The sequence below is a fragment of the Sphingobium sp. TomTYG65 genome, from assembly GCF_055395525.1.
In genome coordinates this window covers 16643-32888 of the sequence record NZ_AP027331.1, presented here as the reverse complement: position 1 = coordinate 32888, position 16246 = coordinate 16643, and the positions used below count along the sequence as shown (strand labels likewise).

The window sequence follows — 16246 nt, the reverse complement described above, 5'->3', positions numbered from 1 at the left end:
GAATAGCTGGATAAAGGGATTAGGGGGGCGGAACCGATGAAGTTCAGTGTATCCATTTGCATCGCGGCGGCATGTGCGGCGCTCGCGCCCTCGGTGGCGCTGGCCGACGATCCGCACGATCCGACGATGCGGAGCGCAGCGGCGCGCGCGCGCGACCGTGCGATCATCAAGCGGATGAACCAGCAGCAGCTGGCCTATGTGCGTGATCGCGACGCCAGGATCATGCAAAATTATCGCCGGGCGCAGAGCGGCAATGACGGCGAATATGCCGACGCCCGCGCCGACTATTCGCGCCGTATGGCTGCATGGCGTCGCGCCGTCGCCGCTTGCAACGCGGGCCGCTGGGAATATTGCGACAACTGATCTGATCTACGGATCGGATCGCTGAGGCCCGAAAAGGTCATGCTGAACTTGGCTCGGCATGACCTTTTACTTGGAGCGACCTACTTCTCCTCGCCCGCCACAAAGCCTGGCCAGCTATTCATATAGGCGATGAAGGGCGGCGCCAGACCTTCGTCCAGCAAATGCTCGACGCTGACGGGCAGTGCAGGCGACTCATAGGACGGGTCGCGGCGAACGCGCTCGGGAAAGTCATGGCGCAAGATGGCCGCGCGCCCGATCGAAACGAAATCGCAACCGGCCTGCAACACTTCCGCCGCTCTCGGTCCGCTCATGACCTTGCCCGCCGCGCCCAGGCGGACATTGCCGCGCGGTAGCTCGGTGAAGTAGCTCATCAGCGAGCGTCCCTTGAACCGTTCATCCTCCGGCTCCTTGGTGACGTCCCAAAGCGACAGGTCGAGATAGTCGATCTCGCCCTCTCGCATCGCCCGCGCCGCGACATCGACCACTTCGTCCAACTGCTGGGCATAGCGCTCCGGCGACAGGCGAAGGCCGACCTGAAAGTCGGACCTGCACTCGGCGCGGATGCCTGCGATCACCTCGAACAGCAGCCGGGCGCGATTTTCCGGGGAACCGCCATAGCGATCCGTACGACGGTTGACTTCCGGCGACAGGAATTCGGCAAGCACATATCCGTGCGCGCCATGCACCTCGACCCCGTCGAAGCCAGCCTTCTCGGCACGCTTCGCCGCCGCGACGAAATCGTCCCGCAGCCGTTCCACTTCGGCCAGTGTCAGGCCGCGCGCGCCCGTTTCCTCATTATCGGACGGGCAAACCAGCGTACCGACCAGCTCCTTGGGCGCACGATAGCCTGCATGATGAAGCTGGACCGCTGAAACCGCCCCACGCTCCGCGATGCCCGCGGCGAGGCGGCTCAGCCCTTCCAGATGCTCATCGCCAAATATGCCCAGCTGTCCCGGAAAGCCTTGGCCAACCGGCTGCACATGCGATGCCGCTGTCATCACCAGACCAAAACCGCCGGTCGCCCGCCGGGTCAGCCATTCATATTCCTCGTCCGACAGGCGGCCATCGGCATGACTTTGCTGGTTCGTCATGGGCGCCAACATCATGCGGTTTTTCAATTCCGGGCCGCGCGCCAGCTGCAACGGTGCGAAAAGATCAGTCATGAAGGCTCCTTGCAATCGCACGTTCAACGCGCACCACCTAGTCGTCCGACACGCAGGTGAGAAGCTGGAAACTGCCCGTGACGCCAAACCGCCCTTACACGCATGCGGCTAAACCAAGGAATGGCTTCCACCCAAAGATTTTATCGTGCAGGGGCGAAATGTTTCTCGGGGGGTTAACGCCCGCCGCGCTAAGGAAGACGGGTCACAATGAAAAGCGGAACAAGCGCTCTGGGCGCGCAGCCCAAGGCCGCTGGCACTCCGGTGGAACATCGCGGCCGGGGCATAGCCCTGCGTATCGGGGGCGTCTCCTGTTTCGCCGCTATGATGGCGGCGCTCAAATATGCGACACTTCATGGCGTCGGTCCCGCTGAAATCCTCTTCTACCGCAATTTCTTCTCGCTCCCCACGATCATCCTGTGGGTGGCGCTGAACGGAGGGCTCGCCGCTGTCCGAACGAAACGCCCTGGCGCCCATGCGACCAGAAGCGCCCTCGGGCTCAGCGTCATGTTCTGCACCTTCGTCGCCCTGTCGATGTTGCCGCTGGCCGAAGCCACGGTGATCAGCTTCTCCGCGCCGCTCTTCGCCACCATATTGTCTGCCCTCGTCCTCAAGGAACGGGTTCTCTGGCACCGCTGGGGCGCGATCGCCGTGGGGCTGCTGGGCGTGCTGGTCGTCATTCGTCCCGGCGGCTCGGGCCTTCCCGCGCTTGGCGTCGCCGTCGCGCTCGCGGCGGCTCTGGGCGCGGGCGGGGTGACCATGACGCTGCGCCAGATCGGGCAGACGGAAAATGCGACGGCGACCGTCTTCTGGTTCAACATCGCTTGCGTGATCGCGACCGCGATCCCCATGCCCTTCCTGTTCCATGCCCACGCGGCCAATATATGGCTCGCGCTGACACTGGGCGGGATGCTGGGCGGCATCGCGCAGATCATGATGACGGCCGCCGTCCGCTTTGCGCCGGTGTCGGCCCTTGCCCCATTTGATTATCTGCAGATGATATGGGCCATGATGTGGGGCTTCTTCCTGTTCGACGCCCTTCCGACCTGGAACGGCGTTGTGGGCGCGCTCCTGATCGGTTCGGGCGGCTGCTACGTCATCTGGCGGGAACGCAAGGCGCGAACCATCGTCGTCCCTTCATCCAACGAGCTGTGACGCCGCCCCTAAAGGGGCAGCCCCACATAATTTTCCGCGATCGTCGTCTGCGCCGCCACTGACGATGCGATATAATCCAGGTCCGCCAGCTGCATCCGCCGGTCGAACGCATCATTATCCGGAAAGCGGTGCATCAGCCGCGTCAGCTGCCAGGAAAAGCGTTCCGCCTTCCATATCCGGGCCAGCGCCCGCTCAGAATAGCCCGCGATCGCGTCGCCATCGCGCCCCGCGAACCAGCCGATCAAGGCCTCCGACAGATAGAATATATCCGACGCCGCAAGATTGAGCCCTTTCGCCCCTGTGGGCGGCACGATATGCGCGCTATCGCCCGCCAGCATCAACCGTCCATGACGCATCGGTTCGAACACGAAGGAACGCAGCGGCGCGATCGACTTCTCCAGCGCCGGTCCCCGCACGACCCGCGCGCCTGCCTCCGGGCCCAGCCGCACCGCCAGTTCGTCCCACAGCCGCTCGTCCGGCCAATCTTCCACCCGCTCGTCCAGTGGCACCTGGATATAATAGCGGCTGCGCGTCTCCGACCGCATCGACGCCAGCGCAAAACCGCGCTCATGGTTGGCGTAGATCAGCTCATGGTCGCAGGGCGGCACATCGGCCAAAATGCCCAGCCAGCCGAAAGGATAGATTTTCTCGTAAGCCGTCGCGACGCTCGCCGGAATGGCTTGGCGCGAAGGGCCATGAAAACCATCGCAGCCGCAGATGAACTCCGCGTCGATCCGCTCCTGCCGCCCGTCCTTGCTGTAGGTGAGGTAAGGCGCATCGCTCTCCAGTTCGTGCAGCGCCACATCGCTCGCCTCATAAATGATTTGCAAGCCGCGTTCCGGCGCAGCGTCCATCAGGTCGCGGGTCAGTTCTGTCTGACCATAGACCATCACCTGCCGCCCGGTGAGCGCCGCGATGTCGATACGGATCAGCCGCTCGCCATCGGCCAGGTGAAATCCATCATGCGGCAACCCCTCGCGGTGCATCCGCTCGCCCAGGCCCAGCCGGTCCATCAAATCCGTCATGGTCCGCTCCAGCACGCCTGCGCGGATGCGGCCCAGCACATAACCGGCGGACGCGCGCTCGACCACCACCACCTCCAGCCCCTCTGCGCGCAACAGATGGCCGAGCAGCAGCCCGGCAGGCCCCGCGCCGACAATGGCGACTTGCGTTTTCATCAATGTCCTCTCCGGCTTTTACGCCGCGCATCTTGCGCCTCGCCGCCCTTGCCGGACATGGCCGAACTGTCCTATGATTTGGACGATTCAGCAGCCATGACCGCACCCGTCCCCACCTTCTATCTCTATGGAGAGCCCCAGCGCGGCGTTTCCGAAGGCTTTGTGCATGTCGAAAGTCTGGACGATCGCTCCCGGCCCAGCGAGTGGACGATCCAGCCGCATGTCCATCGCGATCTCAACCATATCATTCTGATCGCGGAGGGCGGCGGATCGATGCGCGCCGATGGCGACAGCGTGGTGTTTCAAGCGCCCTGCCTTCTGCTGGTCCCGGCCGGTATCATTCACGGCTTTGCCTGGCACCGCGACTCTCGCGGATGGGTCACCACCATCGCAGACAGCTATCTCCATCATCTGCTGGAGCGCGACCCTGACCTCCAGCCGCTCTTCCGCGCGCCCCGCGCCATCGCTCTATCCCGTGCGGACGAAGTGGAATCCCGCATCGGCACACTGGCGCAGGAACTCGCCTGGTCCGGTCCCGGCCAGCGCGCAGCGGTGGAGGCGCATATCCTCTGGCTCATGGTCCAGGCGCTGCGCCATGCCGCCCTGTCCGACGGCAGCGCCAGCCATGGCGGCCGCCCCGCTCGCCTCGTCGCTCGCCTCCGCGAGCGGATCGAGCAGCGCTTCCGTCATCGGGAGCCCGTCGCCGTCCACGCCCGCGCGCTCGGCGTCAGCGAGACCGCGCTCCGTCACGCCTGCGCCCGCATCGCCAGCCTGTCCCCCGCCGCCATGCTCGACGAACGCGCCTTGCTCGAAGCGCGCCGCCTGCTCCTCTACTCCAACCTGTCCGTGGCCGAAGTCGCCTATGCGATCGGTTTCGAAGACCCTGCCTATTTCTCCCGCTTCTTTGCCCGCCACACCGGCCAATCCCCGCGCGACTGGCGCGCCGCCAAGGGCCGGGCTATCAGCACCCCATGAGCGAGGACATCCGCCACATTCTCGACCGGCTAAGGGAGCGGCCCGACAATGTCATCACCCGCGCCCGCCGCATGGTCGAAGCGTATGTACCGGAAGATCGCCGTGGCCCCGGCTGGGACCGCCACTGGCGCGAACTGGAAGCCTATCTGGAACTGCCCGGCCGGTGGATCGGCGGAGAGAAGAGCGAAGATGACGTCTGACAAGATCACCGACCTGCTCGTCGCCCGCCTCGTCCGCGATCATGGCCGCAGCAAGCACCACTGGCGCAAGGTGATCGGCCGCGTCCGCCTCTACAGCCGCGACACCCACCCGCACTGCAACTGGTCGATCACGCCGACGGGCTCGGCGCAGGAGATTTCCGTCATCGAAAGCCTGATGGACGACCTCCGCATGAGACATCCCTTGCTTAGCAGCTGACCCTTCAAGCCCACCCTCCGTTCGCCCTGAGCTTGTCGAAGGGCGCGCGCTCACCCCAACTGCTTCTCCAACTCCCCCAACACCCGATAGCAATCAAACACCTGCGCCACGCTCGAATTAGGCTCCCGCCCCTCACGGATCGCGCTCACAAATTCCCGGTCCTGCAGTTCGATGCCGTTCATCGACACCGCCACCTTGGACACATCGATCGGCTCTTCCTTGCCATTCACCAGATCGTCATAGCGGGCGATATAGGTTCCCGTGTCGCCGATATAGCGGAAGAAGGTCCCCAGCGGCCCGTCATTGTTGAAGGAGAGCGACAGTGTGCAGATCGCCCCCGTCTCGCTCTTCAACTGGATCGACATGTCCATCGCGATGCCCAACTCGGCATGGATCGGCCCCTGCATCGCATGCGCGTCCACAATGCGTCCCGCCTGATAGGCGAACAGGTCCACCGTATGCGCAGCATGGTGCCACAGCAGATGGTCGGTCCAGCTGCGCGGCTCGCCCTTCGCATTGATGTTCTGGCGGCGGAAGAAATAGGTCTGCACGTCCATCTGCTGGATATTGAACTCGCCCGCCTTGATGCGGTTGTGCACGAACTGGTGGCTCGGATTGAACCGCCGCGTATGCCCGACCATGCAGGTCAGCCCCGTCTCCTCCTGCTTGCGCAAAACCGCCTGAGCATCGGCCCAGCTGTCCGCCAGCGGGATCTCCACCTGCACATGCTTTCCCGCCTCCATGCAGGCAATGGCCTGCGCCGCATGCATCTGCGTCGGCGTGCACAGGATCACCGCGTCCACATCATTCCGCGCCAGCGTGTCGGCCAGCTCGGTCGTCGCATGGCCAATGCCATATTTGTCGGCGATCGCCTGCGTCGCCTCCAACCGCCGCCCGACCAGCGAGGTGACGGTCACGCCATCGATATTCTTGAGGCCATCCAGATGCTTTTCACCAAAGGCACCGGCACCGGCGAGAGCAATACGCATGAGAAAACTCCACTTATAAGCCCCTCCCTTTCAAGGGAGGGGGAAGGGGTGGGTGCGAGCGAAGCGAGCCTCCGCCCTATCGACGGAGCAGAGCGATTGCTGGCGCAATCGTACCCACCCCAACCCCTCCCTTGAAAGGGAGGGGCCATATTCGTTCAGTCCAGCGGCTCCAGCACCAAATGCCCGACAGCCGTATTACTCGCAGGCACATGATAATGCCGGTGCAGCGCCTTCACGTTGCGCCCCAACGCCCCGCGCATCACCAGCCACATCACCATCTCAATACCTTCAGAGCCCGTTTCCCGCAGATACTCGATATGCGGAATAGCCCGCAGCGCTCCATCATCCTCGGCGCTCATCAAATCGAGGAAGCGGTTGTCCCACTCCGCATTTATCAGCCCCGCGCGCGGCCCCTGCAACTGGTGGCTCATGCCGCCCGTGCCCCATATCTGCACGTTCAGGTCTTCGGGAAAGCTCTCCACCGCCCGCGCGATCGCCTCGCCCAGCCGCCAGCAGCGGTTGCCGGTAGGCGGCGGATAGGTGACGACATTCACCGCCAGCGGAATGACCTTCACCGGCCAGGCGTCCGGCTGCCCGAACATCAGGCTCAAAGGCACGGTCAGCCCATGGTCGACATCCATCTCGTTAATGATGGTCATGTCGAACTCGTCCAGGATCAGGCTCTGCGCGATGTGCCAGGCAAGGTCCGCATGCCCCTCCACCTCCGGCACCGGCCGCGGCCCCCATCCTTCATCCGCAGGCTTGTAGCGCTCACCGCAACCAATCGCGAAAGTCGGAATGATCTTCATGTCGAACGCGGACGCATGGTCATTATAGACCAGCACCACCACATCGGGCTTTTCCCGCGCGATCCACTGCCGCGACCAGTCATATCCCGCGAAAAGCGGCTGCCAATAAGGCTCGCCCACCTTCCCATTGTCCATCGCCGCGCCGATCGCGGGCACATGGCTGGTCGCAACGCCAGCGGTAATGCGGGCCATCAACGCTTCTCCCTGATCGAACGGACGCCTTCAGGCGAGCGTCCCCCGGCGACCATCATCGCCTGATATTCCTCCGGGCTCATGCCCGACATCGTGCTCACCGCCTGCAGGAAGCTGAGCCCATCGGTCGAAAAGACCTTCGCCAGGAAATAGATATTCCCGCCCAGGTCCAGACAGCGATTATAGTCACGCGCGAGGATAGCGGCTTTCTGCTCCTCGCTCATCGGCCATTCGTCGATATAGGCGCGCTCATCCGCCTTCCACCGCTCGCGATTGTCCGCCTTCATCAGGCTCATCGCAAACTGGTTCATCCAATATCCCTGCCGCGCCCGCTTGGCGGTATAGACGCGCGTGCCGGGGATATCGTCGAACTCGGCCAGATATTCGTGGATGTCCCTGCTCATGCGGCCACCGCCTCCTGTTCCTTACGAAGCCGGTCGATCACGCGCCGTGTGCGCACGCCGCCTTCGTCGATATTATATCCGCGCAGCTTCATGCCCGGATTGGCCGCGATAGAGCGCTGCTGCGCCTCCAGCACTTCCAGGTCCTGCGCAAACACGCCGCCCTGCTGCGTCTTGAAGCGCACCGTAAAGCCGGGATCGTCGGTCAGGAAATTGCGCGCCATCCCCCAGAAATAATGCATGCTCGTTTCGCTTTCAGGGGTAATCGCATCGATCACGAAGCCGCGCGTCCCGGCATCATGATCCGCCAGCGTCAGCCCCATCTCGACCGGAGCCACCCCCACGTCGATCATCACGTTTGAAGGCGCGACGAACTGGCACACCTGCCAGCGATCGACCTTGCAATCCCGACCCAGCGCCAGTCGCCAGAATGGCGGCGGCTCCACGCCCGGCATCCACCGGCTGACGAACACGCTGTCGCCCTCCACCCGCGTTTCGATCGGCGCTTCCATCAGCTCGATCTGGCCGATGGAGCCCGAATGCACATAGGTTTCGTGCGTCAGGTCCATGAGGTTGTCGATCATCAGCCGGTAATCGCAGGCGACGGGATCATAGCCGCCGTCGAACACCCATCCTGGTGCGCTGCATGGCCAGAAATCGGGGATCAGGTCAGGGTCGGCCTTCGCCTTGTCCCCGACCCACAGCCAGACGAAGCGATGCCGCTCCACCACGGCGAAGGTTTCCGCGCATACGCCCTTGTTCACCGGATCGGTGCGCAGAGGCATTTCTTCCGCGCAGCCATCCGCGTCCAGCTTCAGGCCATGATAGCGGCAGCGGATGCTGTCCCCTTCCTTGATGCCCATCGACAGCGGCAGCATGCGGTGCGGACAGGCATCCCGCATCGCGACCGGCGTGCCGTCCAGCTTGCGATAGAGCATCACCGGCGTGCCGCAGATGGTCCGCGCCAATGGCTCGCGGCCCACCTCGCCGTCCCATGCGGCGACATACCAGGCATTTTCGATCCAGCTCATCGCCCCAGGCTCCAAAAAGTCCATCTCCCGCCCTTTCCTTCCAACAAAAGGACGGGAGATGGAGCCGGCCCCCACAGGAGAGGTGTCGGGACCCGGTTGGTAATCACAAGCCGCGCGCCTTCAACTGCGCGTCCAACCGAGGAAAGACGCGCCGCGCATTGCCTTCGAAAATCGCGTGCCGCTCGGCCTCGCTGATGTCGAGCGCATCGACATAGCGTTTGGTGTCGTCGAAATAATGGCCGGTCGTCGGATCGATCCCGCGCACCGCGCCGACCATTTCCGACCCGAACAATATATTCTTGTTGTCGATCACATCGGCCAGCAGGTCGATACCCGGCTGATGATAGACACATGTGTCGAAGAAGATGTTGTTCATCAGATGCGTGTCGAGGCTCGGCTTTTTCAGCATGTCCGCCAGCCCGCGATAGCGCCCCCAATGATAGGGCACCGCGCCCCCGCCATGCGGAATGATGAAGCGCAGCGTCGGGAAATCCTTGAACAGATCGCCTTCCAGCAACTGCATGAAGGCGATCGTGTCCGCCGCGATATAATAGCCGCCGGTCGCGTGCATGGCCGGGTTGCAGCTGCCCGACACATGGATCATCGCCGGAACGTCCAGTTCGACCATCTTCTCGTAAAAAGGATACCAGTAACGGTCCGTCAGCGGCGGATGCTGGAAATGCCCGCCGCCTGGATCGGGATTGAGATTGCAGCCGATGAAACCCATGCCCACGCAGCGTTCCAGTTCGGCGATGCTGTTCGCCATATCGGCCTTGGGCGACTGCGGCAGCATGCAGACGCCCACGAATGTATCGGGGAACATCGCCACGACCCGCGCGATCAGGTCGTTGCAGCGCATCGCCCATTCCTTGGCGACCTCGGCATCCCCCACATGCGGAGCCATGGCCGAAGCGCGGGGCGAAAAGATCGTCAGGTCCGCCCCCCGCTCCTTGATGAGGCGCAGCTGATTGGACTCGATCGTATCGCGGATCTCATCGTCGCTGATGTCGGGATAGGGCGGCGCAGTCGTCCCCGCCTTGAACGCCGCCTTCTGCTCCTCCCGCCAGGCGTCATGCCCCTTGGGAAGCACCGTATAATGGCCATGGCAGTCGATAATCAGGCTCATTGCGTTCCCATCCTCGTCCTTCTCACACCGCTCATCCTCATCCCGTCATCCCAGCGAAGGCTGGGATCTCAGGCGCCGCCACGCATGGCCAGCCAACCCTCATCATGCTCCTGCGAAGGCACTCGAACGAGACGAGTGGCTCGTGAGAGCCCAGTTCAAATGGCGGGCCTAGACTCCTGCCTTCGCAGAAGCACATCACTCAAAACCGTCCCGACACCCTTTCCTCCGTTCGGACCGAGCTTGTCGAAGCCCACTCCTTCTCGCCGCCCCAATCCCGATCGAAGCCCAACCACACGAACCCCGTCATGCCAGCGGAAGCTGGCATCTCGATCGGCTAAGCAACAACTTCGCCCGAAGAGATCCCAGCTTCCGCTGGGATGACGATGGAGCGCACGACCCCAAGCTTCGCCTCAAGCCCCTCCGGCGCCGCCGTCACTCCCAGACCACCAATCGCCCGCTGCCGCTCCACCGTCCCGCGCGTCATCACAGCGCCGGTGCCCAGCCCCTCCAGCGTCTTCACCACCTCTTCCATCTCCGCCGCGCGGCGCAGTCCATGCACCAGCATCCGGCCCAGATTATAATCCGCTCGTTTTTCCCAAGGCCCCGCCTTCTCGCTCGCATCCAGCGACGCCAGCACCTCTTGGCGCACGCCCGCCGCTTCCGCCGCCAGCACGCATTCAGCCGTCAGCGCCTCAATCCCCTTCACCATCACCGACCGGATCATCTTGATCGAGGAAGCGCGACCCACCGCCGCGCCTACGATCCGAACATTTGAAAAGCCCAACTCCCCAAGCCGCGCCGCCGCCTCTTCCGCCTGCGCGCCGCTCAACAGAAGCGGCACCGAAAGGCGCGCCGGTTGAACCGGAGCCATGACGGCAACATCGACATAATGGCCGCCCGCCGCCTCGATCGCCTGCGCCGCGGCCTGCTTCGTCTGCGGCGCCACGCTGTTCATGTCGCAATAAATGGCCCCGGGCGCGATGCACTCGGCCGCATCTTCCGCAACGGCCAGCGCCTGATCGGCCGTCACCAGCGATATGACCAACCCCACCCCCGAAAGCGCATCCTCCAGAAAGCGCGCGCCCAGCACATGCGCTTCGGCATAGGCCGACGTCATGGTGTCCGTAGCGGCTATATCTTGGGTCTTGCAGTCGAACACATGCGCCCGCGCGCGCCACTCGCCCGCGATCGCAAAGGTCGTACCCGCCTCGCCAAATCCGATCAGACCGATTTCCTGCTCCATGGGCACAGCCATGACCCAACAGCTTCGCCCCGGCCAATCGAATCCATGGCCTCCCTATAAGAAATTACGAATTGATATTGGCGCCCTCAGCTTCCACCGCCGCCATGAAGCGTTGTTGCAATCGGGTCGGCCGCCAATCGGCCCGGGTAGTAAGGCCGATCGTCCGGCTGATCGCGCCCGGGGCTGGGCCGATGTCCGTCACCAGCCCGGCATCCAGCTCCAAAGCCAGCTGATCGGTCGACAGCATCGTGAGATAATCGCCGCTCACCAGCAATTCCCGGATCGTCATCACCGAACCGCACTCGATCGGCACCGCCGGCAGGTCCCCGCCCAGCGCTTCGAACATATGCTGCCACAGTTGGCGCAGCGGCGCGCCTTCGGGCGGCAATATCCACGGATAGCGGCGCAGCGCATCCGCGTCCCATCCCTGCGCCAGCGGGTGCCCTGCCCGCGCCAGGATCGTCGGCCGGTCCTCGAACAGCGGCCTCTGCTCCAGATCCTGACCGATTGACGGATCACGCAACGCCCCGATCATCATGTCCACCTCGCCATCGCGCAGCGGCCCGACCAGTTCGGCGTGCGACCCTTCATGCACGCTGATATGCACTGCCGGGAAATCCTTGCGAAATGCGCTGATGGCGCGCGGAAGCAGCCGCGCGCGCGACAGCGGCATCGCGCCCACCACGATCCGCCCGCTCTCCTGCCCCTTCAGGTCCGCCAGTTCGTCCAGCCCCGACCGCAGCTCCGCCAGCGCCAGCCGCAGCCGCCGCGCCAGCAGCGCACCCTGCCGCGTCAGCACCAGTCCGCGTCCTCTCCGGTCGGCCAGCCTATATCCCATCGCCAGCCCCAGATCGCCCACCGCCCGGTGCAGCGATGGTTCCGTCACGCCTGCATCCGCCGCCGCAGCCGCATAGCTCCCCGCCCGCGCCAGCGCGACAAACGCCCGTATCTGCGCCGCCGTCACCCGGCTGCTCCCGATCAGCCGCAGCGCCGCCTCGACCCGCGGCGCAAGACGCCGCCCCGCCTCCGTGGGAGCCATGCCGCCCGGCTGCCGCTCGAACAGGGTAAGGCCCAACTGCGCCTCCAGCTTCGCGATCCCCTGCGTCACCGCAGGCTGCGTCAAATTCACCGCCCGCGCGGCCAGGCTGACGCTCCCCTGCTCCACCACGGCGGCTACGGCAGCCAGGTGCCGGATATTGAACTGGTCAGGACTCATGGACAAGACTTAGCAAAATCTAATAGGAAGCGCACAGTCCGAATTTGAGGAATTCCGTTCTTTTCGCCAATTCCTTCTTGGTTTTGCAGGAGAGGAAAGAAAATCATGTCCGGCATAGTCGTCCAAAACATCGACAGAGCGGACCTTTCCGTCATCGATGGCCTCGCCCATTGCGGCGTCGCCACCGTCCACGAAGCCCAAGGCCGAACCGGCCTTCTCGCTCCCTATATGCGCCCCATCTATTCGGGCGCCCGCATCGCCGGCAGCGCCGTCACCATCTCCGCCCCTCCCGGCGACAACTGGATGGTCCATGTCGCGATCGAGCAGCTTCGCGAAGGCGACATCCTCCTCCTCGCTCCCACCAGTCCCTGCACCGACGGCTATTTTGGCGACCTCCTCGCCACCTCCGCCCAGGCACGCGGCTGCCGCGGCCTCGTCATCGACGCAGGCGTCCGCGACATCCGCGACCTCACCCAGATGAACTTCCCCGTCTGGTCCAAAGCCGTCCACGCCCAGGGCACGATCAAGGCAACGCTCGGCAGCGTCAACGTCCCCGTCGTCTGCGCCAATGCCCTGGTCAATCCGGGTGACATCGTCATCGCCGACGACGACGGCGTCTGCATCGTCCCCCGCGCCAACGCCGCCGCCGTCCTGGAAAAAGCCCAGGCGCGCGAAGCCGCCGAAGAAGCCAAGCGCGTCCGCCTCGCCGCCGGGGAACTCGGCCTCGACATCTACAATATGCGCCCCCACCTCGAAGAGACGGGCCTCAAATATGTCTGAGTCCCAACGCTCAGCCAAGGTCATGTGGATGCGCGGCGGCACATCGAAAGGCGGCTATTTCCTGGCCCAAGACCTCCCCGCCGATCCAGCCGCCCGCGATGCCTTCCTGCTGCGCGTCATGGGCTCACCCGACCCGCGCCAGATCGACGGCATGGGCGGCGCCGATCCCCTGACCAGCAAGGTCGCAGTCGTGAAGAAGTCCACCCGCGAAGGCGTCGACGTCGATTACCTCTTCCTCCAGGTCTTCGTCGATCAAGCCATCGTCACCGACGCCCAGAATTGCGGCAACATCCTCGCCGGCGTCGGCCCCTTCGCCATAGAGCGCGGCTTGGTCTCCGCCAGCGACGGCGAAACCCGTGTCGCCATCTACATGGAAAATACCGGCCAGATCGCAATCGCCACGGTCCAGACCCCAGGCGGACAGGTCCGTTATGATGGCGAAGCAAGGATTGACGGTGTCCCCGGCACCGCCGCCCCGATCCCGCTGGAGTTCCGCGACACCGCCGGCTCCTCCTGCGGCGCGCTCCTCCCCACAGGCAACGCCGCCGATGAAGTGGAAGGGGTTCGCGTCACCCTGATCGACAATGGTATGCCCTGCGTCGTCATGAAGGCGGCGGACTTGGGGGTAACCGGCTATGAAGATCGCGACACGCTCGACAATGACGCCGCCTTGAAAGCCCGCATCGAAAAGATCCGCCTTGCTGTCGGCGAACGAATGAACCTGGGCGACGTCCGGGAAAAATCCGTGCCCAAGATGATGCTCGTCGCCGCGCCCCGCAACGGCGGCGCGGTTACGGTGCGCAGCTTCATCCCCCACAGGGCCCACGCGTCCATCGGCGTGCTGGGCGCGGTCAGCGTCGCCACCGCCTGCCTGATCGAAGGCTCCCCCGCAACCGAGATAGCCGCCATCCCGAAAGGATGCCGGAAGACGCTTTCGGTCGAACATCCTACCGGCGAAACCACCTGCGTCATGGAACTGGACGATCAAGGCAACGTCACCAGCGCCGCGATGCTTCGGACCGCCCGCAAATTGATGGATGGGGAAGTCTTTGTATGACGGATCGTATCGTCTCCTGGCACGGCAGCCCGTCCGTCCCCCGCTTCACGCCGCCGCCTGGCGCTGTCGATGCCCATTGCCATGTCTTCGGCCCGATGGCGCAGTTCCCGTTCAGCCCAAAGGCCAAATATCTTCCCGAAGACGCCGGCCCTGACATGCTCTTCGCCCTGCGCGATCGCCTCGGGCTGTCCCGCAACGTCATCGTCCAGGCGAGTTGCCACGGCACCGATAACGCCGCCACGCTGAACGCTATTGCAAAGTCGAACGGCAAGGCGCGCGGCGTCGCCGTAGTCGATCCAGCCATCAGCGACGCTGACCTTGAAAAGCTGCACGAAGGCGGCATTCGCGGCGTGCGCTTCAACTTCCTCAAGCGCCTCGTCGATGACGCGCCGAAGGACAAGTTCCTGGACGTTGCGCGCCGCATCCAGCCTCTGGGCTGGCACGTGGTCGTCTATTTTGAAGCCGATATTTTAGAAGAGATGCGTCCCTTTCTGGATGCGATCCCCACCCTGATCGTCATAGATCATATGGGCCGCCCCAACGTAAGCCAAGGACCGGACGGCGAGGACATGCGCGCCTTCCGTTCGCTGCTCGACAGCCGTGACGACATCTGGACGAAGGTCACATGCCCCGACCGGCTCGATCCGCAAGGTCCGCCATGGGACAATTTCGCCGCGGCCGTCGCGCCGATAGTTGCCGACTATCCCGATCGCATACTCTGGGGCACTGACTGGCCACATCCCAATATGGAAAAGGCCATCCCGGACGACGGCGCCCTTGTGGACATGATCCCGCGCATCGCCCCGACCGCCGATCTGCAAAGGAAATTGCTGATCGACAATCCGATGCGGCTTTATTGGCCGGAGGAAGCAGCAAGCGAGGACTGACCGCTTCGGCGGGACATGCTCATTGTTTCGCGATCAACTGCCTGCCTGCGTATTTATCGGCGGGGCAAGAGGATTGGCATCCTTGACCTCGCCCCTCTCGATCTTCCGTTCCGCCTCGCCGCTCTGCTGATCCGGCTCGCTCTGCGGGGACCCCTGTTCTGGCGGGGGAATGTCGTTCCGGCCTTCCGCTGGTTCGTCGGACGATTGGCCGCTCTTCCTGTCTTCCTGCACGGGTTGCTCCTTTTGTTGACGCTGCTCCAACGCCTCGGGATCAGCCCGTTTCCCGCCTTGGCGCTAACATGAGCGAGAAGTTCGGTGGCAAGCATCCAGGGACGCGCCGAAGCGTTCACCCGTCATGGCTCGCGCGCTAAAAGTCTTTCGCACCCCCATCGGCTTTCACGACGCCTACGTCGCCGCGCCGAGCCAGAAGGCTGCGCTGGAGGCGTGGGGCGCAGACGCCAATCTCTTTGCGCGCGGTGCTGCCGAACAGGTCACCGATCCTCACCTCACAAAGGAGCCGCTCGCCCAGCCCGGCAAAGTCATCAAGCGCCCACGAGCCAGCGCCGCCGAACATTTCGCCTCCCTCGCCAAGGCGCAGCCAAAAGCGTTAAAATCAGGATTGAAAAAGGCTGAGCCCGAAACACGCGCGAAACAGCGGGCGCCTCGCCCAAGGCCCAGCCGCAAGGCGCTGGACGAAGCGGAAGAGGCTCTTGCCCAGGAACAGGGCGCCGCGCAGTCCGCGATGGAGGTGCTCGAAGAACAGCTGGCGCGCCTTGAGACAGAAATCCACTCAATGCGTCAGAAGCAGGAGAAAGCTATCCAACGACTAGAAGCGCGCATCGAACGCGAGCGCCGGAAGTATGAAGCCGCCCTCGCCAAGTGGCGCGCCTCGTGATGAGCCGGATTTGCCGCAGGTTGAGGCAGATTATTGCTATTCCGCGACAACAGATTGGCACCAGATGCCTTTTGCGTCGTTATCGCCAGTCAGGAGGGGTCTTGAATGGACACCCGTGACCATATTGTCGCAATCGGACTGCTGACGCAGGACGATGTTCGGCGGCTCGGCGAGAATTTCTCACGGCTCTTTCCCGTCCCCCGCGATGGGGCCTTTGATGATCTGATAAAGGCGATCGATGAAGCGGAGCGGCAAAAGAACCCGCCTCCCAAAAGCTGATGGAATAGCCGTCAGCGCCTTCCTGGAAACATTAGGACAGTTGGGCCCGGCTGTATGCCTTCGACTTATGATGGTCGGGGCAGCCGGGCCCGG

The 16246-nt window shown here is 63.8% G+C and carries 20 protein-coding genes; 10 read left to right on the top strand and 10 right to left on the bottom strand.

Annotation, left to right across the window (positions count from 1 at the left end):
- Window positions 1-36: 36 nt before the first annotated feature.
- A complete protein-coding gene (locus tag ACZ5Y5_RS14060) occupies window positions 37-363 on the top strand; it encodes a hypothetical protein (RefSeq protein ID WP_464811125.1) in 327 nt (108 codons plus the stop codon).
- An 80-nt stretch (window positions 364-443) separates the two neighbouring features.
- Here ACZ5Y5_RS14060 and ACZ5Y5_RS14055 read toward each other — a convergent pair whose 3' ends face one another.
- Window positions 444-1526 (bottom strand): NADH:flavin oxidoreductase, encoded by a 1083-nt coding sequence (locus tag ACZ5Y5_RS14055; protein ID WP_464811124.1) that lies wholly within the window; start codon window positions 1524-1526, stop codon window positions 444-446.
- Between the two features lie 207 nt (window positions 1527-1733).
- Between ACZ5Y5_RS14055 and ACZ5Y5_RS14050 the strand changes: the two genes are divergently transcribed.
- Complete coding sequence (locus tag ACZ5Y5_RS14050; protein WP_464811123.1) at window positions 1734-2678, top strand: DMT family transporter; 945 nt, start codon at window positions 1734-1736, stop codon at window positions 2676-2678.
- Window positions 2679-2686: 8 nt separating this feature from the next.
- Here the strand turns inward: ACZ5Y5_RS14050 and pobA are convergent, their stop codons facing one another.
- Entirely contained in the window at window positions 2687-3856 is a 1170-nt protein-coding gene (gene pobA, locus ACZ5Y5_RS14045) for a 4-hydroxybenzoate 3-monooxygenase (protein WP_464811122.1), read from the bottom strand.
- A gap of 96 nt (window positions 3857-3952) precedes the next feature.
- Between pobA and ACZ5Y5_RS14040 the strand changes: the two genes are divergently transcribed.
- Genes ACZ5Y5_RS14040 through ACZ5Y5_RS14030 form a run of 3 tightly spaced genes read left to right on the top strand, consistent with a single transcriptional unit; the run spans window position 3953 to window position 5248 of the window.
- The gene (locus ACZ5Y5_RS14040; RefSeq protein WP_464811121.1) at window positions 3953-4831 is read left to right on the top strand and encodes a helix-turn-helix domain-containing protein; all 879 of its coding nucleotides are present in this window, start codon (window positions 3953-3955) and stop codon (window positions 4829-4831) included.
- Window positions 4828-5031, top strand: coding sequence for a hypothetical protein (locus ACZ5Y5_RS14035; protein ID WP_464811120.1), 204 nt, complete (start codon window positions 4828-4830; stop codon window positions 5029-5031). Before ACZ5Y5_RS14040 ends, ACZ5Y5_RS14035 begins: the two co-directional genes overlap by 4 nt.
- Window positions 5021-5248, top strand: a complete 228-nt coding sequence (locus tag ACZ5Y5_RS14030) for a hypothetical protein (RefSeq protein ID WP_464811119.1) — start codon at window positions 5021-5023, stop codon at window positions 5246-5248. The genes ACZ5Y5_RS14035 and ACZ5Y5_RS14030 overlap by 11 nt, the downstream gene beginning before the upstream one ends.
- A gap of 50 nt (window positions 5249-5298) precedes the next feature.
- On the opposite strand, the gene ACZ5Y5_RS14025 is transcribed toward ACZ5Y5_RS14030, so the two are convergent.
- The 7 genes from ACZ5Y5_RS14025 to ACZ5Y5_RS13995 all read right to left on the bottom strand — a co-directional run bounded on the left by ACZ5Y5_RS14025 (window position 5299) and on the right by ACZ5Y5_RS13995 (window position 12255).
- Entirely contained in the window at window positions 5299-6237 is a 939-nt protein-coding gene (locus ACZ5Y5_RS14025; RefSeq protein ID WP_464811118.1) for a Gfo/Idh/MocA family oxidoreductase, read from the bottom strand.
- 155 nt (window positions 6238-6392) lie between these two features.
- Window positions 6393-7238, bottom strand: a complete 846-nt coding sequence (locus ACZ5Y5_RS14020) for a class III extradiol dioxygenase subunit beta (protein WP_464811117.1) — start codon at window positions 7236-7238, stop codon at window positions 6393-6395.
- On the bottom strand, window positions 7238-7642 hold the full coding sequence (gene ligA, locus ACZ5Y5_RS14015) for a protocatechuate 4,5-dioxygenase subunit alpha (protein WP_464811116.1): 405 nt from the start codon (window positions 7640-7642) through the stop codon (window positions 7238-7240). The genes ACZ5Y5_RS14020 and ligA overlap by 1 nt, the downstream gene beginning before the upstream one ends.
- Window positions 7639-8694 (bottom strand): Rieske 2Fe-2S domain-containing protein, encoded by a 1056-nt coding sequence (locus ACZ5Y5_RS14010; RefSeq protein ID WP_464811115.1) that lies wholly within the window; start codon window positions 8692-8694, stop codon window positions 7639-7641. Before ACZ5Y5_RS14010 ends, ligA begins: the two co-directional genes overlap by 4 nt.
- 79 nt (window positions 8695-8773) lie before the next feature.
- A complete protein-coding gene (locus ACZ5Y5_RS14005) occupies window positions 8774-9796 on the bottom strand; it encodes an amidohydrolase family protein (RefSeq protein WP_464811114.1) in 1023 nt (340 codons plus the stop codon).
- Window positions 9797-10130: 334 nt separating this feature from the next.
- Entirely contained in the window at window positions 10131-11039 is a 909-nt protein-coding gene (locus tag ACZ5Y5_RS14000) for an NAD(P)-dependent oxidoreductase (protein WP_464811615.1), read from the bottom strand.
- Window positions 11040-11103: 64 nt separating this feature from the next.
- Complete coding sequence (locus ACZ5Y5_RS13995; protein ID WP_464811113.1) at window positions 11104-12255, bottom strand: LysR substrate-binding domain-containing protein; 1152 nt, start codon at window positions 12253-12255, stop codon at window positions 11104-11106.
- Between the two features lie 105 nt (window positions 12256-12360).
- Here ACZ5Y5_RS13995 and ligK point away from each other — a divergent pair, with 105 nt between their 5' ends.
- From ligK to ACZ5Y5_RS13980, 3 genes are read left to right on the top strand one after another with little or no spacing between them, the layout of a single operon-like run.
- Window positions 12361-13035, top strand: a complete 675-nt coding sequence (gene ligK, locus ACZ5Y5_RS13990) for a 4-carboxy-4-hydroxy-2-oxoadipate aldolase/oxaloacetate decarboxylase (RefSeq protein WP_464811112.1) — start codon at window positions 12361-12363, stop codon at window positions 13033-13035.
- Window positions 13028-14092 (top strand): 4-oxalomesaconate tautomerase, encoded by a 1065-nt coding sequence (locus tag ACZ5Y5_RS13985; RefSeq protein WP_464811111.1) that lies wholly within the window; start codon window positions 13028-13030, stop codon window positions 14090-14092. The genes ligK and ACZ5Y5_RS13985 overlap by 8 nt, the downstream gene beginning before the upstream one ends.
- Window positions 14089-14979 carry an amidohydrolase family protein gene (locus ACZ5Y5_RS13980; RefSeq protein ID WP_464811110.1) on the top strand — a complete coding sequence of 297 codons (891 nt, stop codon included), beginning with the start codon at window positions 14089-14091 and terminating at the stop codon, window positions 14977-14979. Before ACZ5Y5_RS13985 ends, ACZ5Y5_RS13980 begins: the two co-directional genes overlap by 4 nt.
- 33 nt (window positions 14980-15012) lie before the next feature.
- Here ACZ5Y5_RS13980 and ACZ5Y5_RS13975 read toward each other — a convergent pair whose 3' ends face one another.
- Window positions 15013-15210: a hypothetical protein gene (locus tag ACZ5Y5_RS13975; protein ID WP_464811109.1), complete on the bottom strand. Its 198-nt coding sequence runs from the start codon at window positions 15208-15210 to the stop codon at window positions 15013-15015.
- Window positions 15211-15334: 124 nt separating this feature from the next.
- Between ACZ5Y5_RS13975 and ACZ5Y5_RS13970 the strand changes: the two genes are divergently transcribed.
- Both ACZ5Y5_RS13970 and ACZ5Y5_RS13965 read left to right on the top strand, forming a co-directional pair.
- Window positions 15335-15874: a hypothetical protein gene (locus ACZ5Y5_RS13970; protein WP_464811108.1), complete on the top strand. Its 540-nt coding sequence runs from the start codon at window positions 15335-15337 to the stop codon at window positions 15872-15874.
- A 105-nt stretch (window positions 15875-15979) separates the two neighbouring features.
- Window positions 15980-16153 carry a hypothetical protein gene (locus ACZ5Y5_RS13965; RefSeq protein ID WP_464811107.1) on the top strand — a complete coding sequence of 58 codons (174 nt, stop codon included), beginning with the start codon at window positions 15980-15982 and terminating at the stop codon, window positions 16151-16153.
- The last annotated feature ends 93 nt before the right edge of the window (window positions 16154-16246 follow it).

Coding starts and splice junctions, on each gene's coding strand:
- ligK (WP_464811112.1), top strand. CDS start 12,361: ATGTCCGGCATAGTCGTCCAAAACATCGACAGAGCGGACCTTTCCGTC.
- ACZ5Y5_RS14030 (WP_464811119.1), top strand. CDS start 5,021: ATGACGTCTGACAAGATCACCGACCTGCTCGTCGCCCGCCTCGTCCGC.
- ACZ5Y5_RS14000 (WP_464811615.1), bottom strand. CDS start 11,039: ATGGAGCAGGAAATCGGTCTGATCGGATTTGGCGAGGCGGGTACGACC.
- ACZ5Y5_RS14025 (WP_464811118.1), bottom strand. CDS start 6,237: ATGCGTATTGCTCTCGCCGGTGCCGGTGCCTTTGGTGAAAAGCATCTG.
- ACZ5Y5_RS14040 (WP_464811121.1), top strand. CDS start 3,953: ATGACCGCACCCGTCCCCACCTTCTATCTCTATGGAGAGCCCCAGCGC.
- ACZ5Y5_RS13970 (WP_464811108.1), top strand. CDS start 15,335: ATGGCTCGCGCGCTAAAAGTCTTTCGCACCCCCATCGGCTTTCACGAC.
- ACZ5Y5_RS13985 (WP_464811111.1), top strand. CDS start 13,028: ATGTCTGAGTCCCAACGCTCAGCCAAGGTCATGTGGATGCGCGGCGGC.
- ACZ5Y5_RS13995 (WP_464811113.1), bottom strand. CDS start 12,255: ATGAGTCCTGACCAGTTCAATATCCGGCACCTGGCTGCCGTAGCCGCC.
- pobA (WP_464811122.1), bottom strand. CDS start 3,856: ATGAAAACGCAAGTCGCCATTGTCGGCGCGGGGCCTGCCGGGCTGCTG.
- ACZ5Y5_RS14055 (WP_464811124.1), bottom strand. CDS start 1,526: ATGACTGATCTTTTCGCACCGTTGCAGCTGGCGCGCGGCCCGGAATTG.
- ACZ5Y5_RS14050 (WP_464811123.1), top strand. CDS start 1,734: ATGAAAAGCGGAACAAGCGCTCTGGGCGCGCAGCCCAAGGCCGCTGGC.
- ACZ5Y5_RS14005 (WP_464811114.1), bottom strand. CDS start 9,796: ATGAGCCTGATTATCGACTGCCATGGCCATTATACGGTGCTTCCCAAG.
- ACZ5Y5_RS14010 (WP_464811115.1), bottom strand. CDS start 8,694: ATGGACTTTTTGGAGCCTGGGGCGATGAGCTGGATCGAAAATGCCTGG.
- ACZ5Y5_RS14020 (WP_464811117.1), bottom strand. CDS start 7,238: ATGGCCCGCATTACCGCTGGCGTTGCGACCAGCCATGTGCCCGCGATC.
- ligA (WP_464811116.1), bottom strand. CDS start 7,642: ATGAGCAGGGACATCCACGAATATCTGGCCGAGTTCGACGATATCCCC.
- ACZ5Y5_RS13965 (WP_464811107.1), top strand. CDS start 15,980: ATGGACACCCGTGACCATATTGTCGCAATCGGACTGCTGACGCAGGAC.
- ACZ5Y5_RS14060 (WP_464811125.1), top strand. CDS start 37: ATGAAGTTCAGTGTATCCATTTGCATCGCGGCGGCATGTGCGGCGCTC.
- ACZ5Y5_RS14035 (WP_464811120.1), top strand. CDS start 4,828: ATGAGCGAGGACATCCGCCACATTCTCGACCGGCTAAGGGAGCGGCCC.
- ACZ5Y5_RS13980 (WP_464811110.1), top strand. CDS start 14,089: ATGACGGATCGTATCGTCTCCTGGCACGGCAGCCCGTCCGTCCCCCGC.